Annotated in this window: 7 protein-coding genes and 1 riboswitch; all 7 genes read left to right on the top strand. The window is 38.5% G+C overall.

The genetic code is table 11. The features are described 5' to 3' along the window. The coding region (locus tag WBN20_RS08010) for a DUF2061 domain-containing protein (protein ID WP_424281312.1) at positions 1 to 236 on the top strand (236 nt) is incomplete at its 5' end. A gap of 23 nt (positions 237 to 259) precedes the next feature. Then, entirely contained in the window at positions 260 to 883 is a 624-nt protein-coding gene (locus WBN20_RS08005) for a phosphoadenosine phosphosulfate reductase family protein (protein WP_424271684.1), read from the top strand. Positions 884 to 993: 110 nt separating this feature from the next. Next, a complete protein-coding gene (locus WBN20_RS08000; RefSeq protein WP_424281311.1) occupies positions 994 to 3084 on the top strand; it encodes a nitrite reductase in 2091 nt (696 codons plus the stop codon). Beyond that, positions 3077 to 3841 (top strand): uroporphyrinogen-III C-methyltransferase, encoded by a 765-nt coding sequence (cobA, locus tag WBN20_RS07995; protein ID WP_424281310.1) that lies wholly within the window; start codon positions 3077 to 3079, stop codon positions 3839 to 3841. Before WBN20_RS08000 ends, cobA begins: the two co-directional genes overlap by 8 nt. Continuing rightward, entirely contained in the window at positions 3841 to 4425 is a 585-nt protein-coding gene (locus WBN20_RS07990; protein ID WP_424281308.1) for a precorrin-2 dehydrogenase/sirohydrochlorin ferrochelatase family protein, read from the top strand. The genes cobA and WBN20_RS07990 overlap by 1 nt, the downstream gene beginning before the upstream one ends. A 145-nt stretch (positions 4426 to 4570) precedes the next feature. Continuing rightward, positions 4571 to 4692, top strand: a riboswitch (SAM riboswitch). Positions 4693 to 4859: 167 nt separating this feature from the next. Next, on the top strand, positions 4860 to 5879 hold the full coding sequence (locus WBN20_RS07985; protein ID WP_424271763.1) for a homocysteine S-methyltransferase family protein: 1020 nt from the start codon (positions 4860 to 4862) through the stop codon (positions 5877 to 5879). A 3-nt stretch (positions 5880 to 5882) separates the two neighbouring features. After that, positions 5883 to 7079: dihydropteroate synthase (locus WBN20_RS07980; protein WP_424281307.1), on the top strand; the 1197-nt coding region annotated here is incomplete at its 3' end.

The raw sequence follows: 7079 nt of genomic DNA, 5'->3' as shown, positions 1-7079 counted from the left end.
AGGAACCAGCCAACAGCAATTATAATAAAGATAACGCTTCGGAGCAACCAAAACGAAGTATTGCCAAGTCTATTAGCTGGCGGGCTATCGGAACTTTAGATACCATAATAATATCATGGATTATTACTGGTACACTTTCGCTGGCATTTTCCATTGGATTAGTAGAATTGGTCACAAAGATGGTCTTGTATTTTTCACATGAAAGATTGTGGAACACCATTAAATGGGGAAGGTAATTTTAATTTTAAAAAACTAGGATATGAGTTTGTCTACGCAGGATATTGAACATTTGAATAATCATTTTAGAGGAATACCTCCCGAAGAAATAATTTCATGGGCAGTTCTTTATGGTTCTAAATCTGTCGTTACCACTAATTTCAGACCATATGAAGTAGCCATATTAAATGCGGTTACCGAGGTTAAATCGGATATTCCTGTAATCTGGTGTGATACCGGATATAATACACCCAACACCTACAAGCATGCGGAAGAATTAATCTCTGGTTTGAATTTAAATATTAAATTGTTTGTCCCCAGACAGACAACGGCACATAGAGATGCGGTAATGGGAATTCCTGATATTGATGACCCCAGGCATAAAGAATTTACAGAGCAGGTAAAACTAGAACCTTTCAGACGGGCAATGGCTGAGCACAAACCGGACGTGTGGTTTACAAACCTTAGAAAAGGCCAGACTGCATTAAGAGACTCATTAAACATTTTAAGTCTGGGTGAGGGAGGAGTCCTAAAGGTAAGCCCGTTTTACCATTGGAATGATACACGCCTGGATGCTTATTTAAGTGAACGAGGCCTGCCTAACGAACACAACTATTTTGACCCGACCAAGGTTTTAGAAAACAGGGAGTGCGGTATACACACCTAAAACGCAAAAAAAACTTACCACCGGTCTGCAGAGTAATCGAAATATATTAACAACGATCATTTATTTTAATATAACCTATTAAATACATAGGAATAATAGGAAAAAATATTATGCAAAGTTTTAGAACGGAAATAGAAAACCCCATTGTAGAGAAGGATATCATTGAGCTCGAGAAAAAAATCAGAGAGTTCAAAGGAGGTTCTGTTGATGAGGAAAAATTCAGAAGTCTGCGGCTTGCCCGAGGGGTATACGGACAAAGACAACCCGGAGTTCAAATGATACGTATTAAATTACCTTATGGTAAAGTAAGTTCAAGGCAATTACGCGGAATTTCGGATGTTGCAGACGAGTATTCTACAGGAAGGTTGCACATCACAACCCGGCAGGACATTCAGATACATTATGTTGACTTGGAGCGCACCCCGGAACTTTGGGCACAACTGGAGAAGGATGCAGTAACACTCAGAGAAGCATGTGGGAATACCGTTAGGAACGTCACGGCAAGTGAAACAGCCGGAATAGACATGGATGAACCATTTGATGTTTCACCACATGCTCAGGCTATTTTCGAATATTTTTTAAGAAATCCGATAGGTCAGGAAATGGGCCGTAAGTTTAAGGTTTCCTTTTCTTCCAATGATACAGATACTGGACTTTCTTATATGCACGACCTTGGATTTATTGCAAAAATGCGGGATGGTGTTGAAGGTTTTAAGGTAATGTTGGGTGGGGGGCTGGGTTCGCAACCTCGTCATGCAGATGAGCTATATACTTTTCTTCCTGCCAATGAAATAATACCTATGATGGAAACTGTAGTTCGAGTTTTTGACAGGTATGGTGAAAGAAAGAGCAGGGCTAAAGCAAGATTAAAATTTCTTTTAAAAGATTTGGGCCTTGAAGCCTTTAAAGAATTATTAATTGCAGAAAAGAAGGCGGTCCCATTTAAAAAGTATCCAATTAACAGTAGTGCTTATCCTAAGGTGGCTGTTACAAATAAGAAGGCTCCGAAAGTAATTATAGAGGATATTAAATCTTTTGAACAATGGAAAACAACCAATCTGGTTTTACAAAAACAATCTGGATTTGTGGCTGTTGGGATAAAGGTAATGTTAGGAGATTTTGATACAGAAAAAGCCAGATTGCTGGCCGATTTGATTGAAAAGTATGCGGCAGGTGAAATTCGCTTAACATTAAGACAGAATATATTAATTCCCTATGTAAAGGAATCCCTGATTCCATTTTTCTATACCGAGCTTAAGAAAATGGGATTAGCAGATGCCGGCTATAATAAGGCAATAGATATTACTGCTTGTCCGGGTACAGATACCTGCAACCTTGGAATTGCAAGCAGCACGGGAATTGCTGCGGAATTAGAGCGTGTTATCAGGGAAGAATACCCGCAATATGTAAATAATGCAGATGTGGTCATAAAAATTAGTGGCTGTATGAATGCTTGTGGTCAACATACCATGGCTAATATAGGCTTTCAGGGAATGTCTGTACGAACAAAGGAAAAGTTGGTGGCACCGGCTTTGCAGGTGTTACTCGGAGGCGGGAATATAGGAGACGGCCATGGTTTATTTGCAGATAAGGTTATTAAGATTCCAAGTAAACGGGGCCCTCAAGCACTCAGGCAAATACTCAATGATTTTGAGACCAATGGTAAGGGAGCGTCTTATGAATCTTATTATGCGCAAAAAGGGGAGTATTATTTTTATGATCTCCTCAAGCCACTTGCTGATATAGAAAATTTATCTCATGAGGATTATTTGGATTGGGGGAGCAATAAACGGTATCAAAAAGCAATAGGAATAGGGGAGTGTGCAGGAGTGGTTATAGATTTGATCGCCACATTGTTGTTTGAAAGTGATGAAAAAATTAAAAATGCCAAAGAAGCTATTAACGAACAAAAATGGGCGGCTAGTATTTATTTTTCATATTCCTCATTGGTAAATACGGCAAAAGCACTATTAACCGCAGAAAAAACTAAAACAAATACCCATTCAAGTATAATAGAGGACTTCAACACTTATTTTATTGAAAATGGGAAAATAGAGCTGAATTCAACATTTGGTGATTTGGTGCTGCAATTAAACAAAAATGAACCTTCAAAGGGTTTTGCTAAAAGGTATTTGGCTGATGCTGAGATTTTTTTGAAAAAGGTAGAATCTTACAGAGAACTTGAACTAATAAATGCATAAAAGAGCAAAATTAACGGTTGTAGGTGCTGGTCCCGGTGATTTGGAGCTCATCACCTTAAAGGCAATTAATGCATTGCAGGAGGCTGATGTGGTTCTTTATGATGCTCTTGTGGATAAAGCCCTATTAGAATATGCCTCTAAAGCAGAGCATATTTTTGTAGGCAAGAGAAAAGGTTGCTATGCCTTTCAGCAAGATCAGATAAATGAAGTAATAGTGCAAAGAGCACAAAGCCGGGGACATGTTGTGCGTTTAAAAGGTGGTGATCCTTTTGTTTTTGGCCGGGGTGCAGAGGAAATGACTTATGCAGCTAAGTATGGTCTGGAAGTGGCAATGGTTCCTGGAATATCCTCGTGCATTGCTGTTCCCGCATCTCAAAATATTCCGGTTACGAAACGAGGTTCTGCAGAGAGTTTCTGGGTGATAACAGGCACTACCAAAGAACATAAACTCTCAGGAGATATTCACCTCGCTGCCAAATCGAATGCAACAGTGGTTATATTAATGGGTATGTCAAAACTTTCGGCTATAGTAGAATTATTTATCAAAGAAAACAAATCAGACATTCCTGTAGCAATTATTCAGAATGGAACAAAAGAAGATGAACAAGTTGGTATTGGAACAATTGAAACTATAGAAAGTATAGTCCGAGAACAAAAATTAACCAACCCGTCAATCATAATCATAGGCGAAGTGGTAAGGCATCGAAACCAAATAATTCAGATAAGCCACCAATATGAATTTCAAAATGCAGAATAATGGAAAGGAATAATTTATACCCTATTTTTCTTAAAACGCAAACTCTCCATATTTTGATTGTGGGCGGGGGTAATGTGGCGGAAGAAAAATTATCCTTTTTAATTAAGTCCAGTCCGGATGCGAAGATCACCATGGTATCGCCTATGTTTCGGGAAGACACTTTGAAGTTAGCCATGAATTATGATGTGGAACTTATAAGATCCGCTTACAATACAGAATTTCTGAATGGGAAACATTTGGTTATTGCTACGACAGACAAACCTGATATAAACATTCAGGTTTATACTGACTGCAGAAGTATAGATAAACTTGTAAATGTTGCTGATAACCCTCCTTTCTGTGATTTTTATATGGGCGGTATTGTAACCAAGGGTAATGTTAAGATTGCCATATCTACTAATGGAAAATCTCCCACAACAGCAAAGAGGTTGAGGCAATTTTTTGAAGAGGTTATACCTGAAGATATTAGCCGTATGGTTCAGAATCTAAATACATATCGAAAAACAATTAAAGGAAATTTTGAACATAAGGTAGATAAAATGAATGAAGTAACAGAAACCCTGATTTCAAATATTGAAGAATAATTATTTTTCCACTTATTTGCAGACTATCTTTAAAAAGGTAGCACTTAAAAAGTCGGATGACAGTAAATAAAACAAAAAAGTACATTTTCCTTGTTTTTAAATGACACGTGGCGTTTCTTTGTGCCAGTTCATTACAAAATTGACATTGTTATCAAGAAAGGTGGAGGGACGAGACCCGTTGAAGCCTTAGCAACCCTTTAACTATAAAGAAGGTGCTACATTCTACCTCTATGCTGCCTTGTTATGGCAACTAAGGCTAGATAACACAAAGAAAAGGCTATATGTCTTTACCTATTTTTCTTGATAATATTTATAGAATAGTCCGACAATCGCATTTAATAAACAGATGTGTCATTACACCTTTTCTAAAGGTTAAAGTTAGTTGGGGCAAACATGAAAATTGAAGCGATGTAAATCCTAAAAAAAGGAAACATATGAAGAAGATACAGGATATACTAAAGCAGCGGATAATGATACTGGATGGTGCAATGGGCACTATGCTTCAGCGGTATAAATTTACGGAGGAAGATTTTAGGGGAAACCGTTTTAAAGACTGGCCTTATCCACTACAAGGCAATAATGATCTATTGACCCTAACCCAGCCAGAAGCCATTGCCGAAGTTCATAGGAAATATTTTGAAGCCGGGGCAGACATTGTGGAAACGAATACATTTTCAGGCACTTCAATTGCAATGGCTGATTATCATATGGAAGATTTAGTATATGAACTTAATTATGAGTCTGCCAAAATAGCTAAGCAGGTAGCCGGAGAATTTACTAAAAGAGAACCAAATAAACCCAGATTCGTGGTTGGGAGTATAGGACCAACCAATAAAACAGCAAGTATGTCACCTGATGTAAATGACCCTGGTTTCAGGGCAGTTTCATTTGAGACACTACGATTGGCTTACAAAGAACAGGTGGAGGCCTTATTAGATGGTGGAGTTGATATTCTGATGGTAGAAACAATTTTTGACACACTAAATGCAAAGGCGGCACTTTTTGCCATTGAAGAGGTAAAACAGGCACGTAATATTCATACTCCGGTTATGGTTAGCGGAACCATTACGGATGCATCAGGCAGAACTTTATCCGGCCAGACCGCAGAAGCTTTTTTAATTTCTATAACTCATATTCCTCTTTTATCTGTCGGATTTAATTGTGCTTTGGGAGCAAAGCAGTTAGTTCCCCATCTAGATGCAATTGCAGTTCGCACAGAAGCTGCTATTTCAGCACATCCTAACGCAGGTTTACCTAATGCTTTTGGAGCTTATGATCAAACACCTGATCAGATGGCTGAACAAATTAAGGAATATCTTGATAAAGGCCTGGTAAATATAATTGGTGGATGCTGTGGATCAACTCCTGCGCATATTACAGCAATTGCTGAGCTGGCAAAGGATTATAAACCCAGAAAATTTATTTTTTCTGATACAGAAGGGGTTCAATTGTAAAAAATGAAAAATACAAACAACATACAATTGAATTCAGACAATGAACTGGGTACTGGTATTGACCCCATAGCGCAACCAAGATTTCTTAAGCTGGCTGGTCTGGAACCACTGGTTATTACTCCAGACAGCAATTTTATAAATATTGGGGAAAGAACTAACGTTGCTGGTTCAAGAAGGTTTCTTCGATTAATTAAAGAAGACAAATATGAAGAAGCCCTGGAAATAGCCAGGCACCAGGTGGAAGGTGGAGCCCAGATTATTGATATAAATATGGACGATGGCCTGATTGATGGGAAGCAAGCCATGATCAGGTTTTTGAATTTGGTAATGGCCGAGCCAGACATAGCACGTGTTCCAATAATGATAGATAGTTCCAAATGGGAGATTATTGAAGCCGGATTGCAACTTGTTCAGGGAAAATGTATTGTCAATTCCATTAGTTTAAAGGAAGGAGAAGAAGAATTTATTCGTCAGGCAAAATTAATCCGACTTTATGGTGCAGCTGTTATAATAATGGCATTTGACGAAAAAGGGCAGGCAGATAATTTTGAGAGACGTATTGAAATAGCCAAACGATCTTATGATATATTGGTAAATAGGGTGAATTTCCCGCCGGAAGATATCATTTTTGATCTTAATATTTTTCCTGTAGCAACCGGAATGGATGAACACAAACAGAATTCGGTAGATTTTATTGAAGCTACTGCCTGGGTTCGGAAAAATCTCCCTTATTGCAGTGTTAGCGGGGGGGTGAGTAACGTGTCTTTTTCATTTAGAGGCAATACACCTGTTCGTGAGGCAATGCATTCGGTTTTCTTGTACCATGCTATTCAGGCCGGAATGAATATGGGAATTGTTAATCCTGCCATACTTGAAGTCTACGACGATATTCCAAAAGATTTATTGGATAGGGTAGAAGATGTCATTTTAAACAGAAGGGATGACGCCACAGAACGTCTACTCGATTTTGCTGAAACTGTGGTTGGTAAAGCAAAGGATAACAAAGCGGATGATTCATGGCGAAAAGATCCACTTCAGGAAAGAATTACCCGGGCTTTGGTAAAGGGAATAGATCAATACATTGTATCAGATGTGGAAGAAGCAAGGTTGGCCGTCGTTAAGCCTATTGAGGTAATTGAAGGCCATTTAATGAAAGGGATGAATGTGGTTGGGGATCTCTTCGGAAGTGGAAAAATGTTC

This window comes from Eudoraea sp. (genome assembly GCF_049665975.1).
Classification (GTDB): Bacteria; Bacteroidota; Bacteroidia; order Flavobacteriales; family Flavobacteriaceae; genus Eudoraea.
The sequence above is the reverse complement of the archived record's forward strand: the minus strand, read 5'-3'. Positions and strand labels throughout refer to the sequence as shown.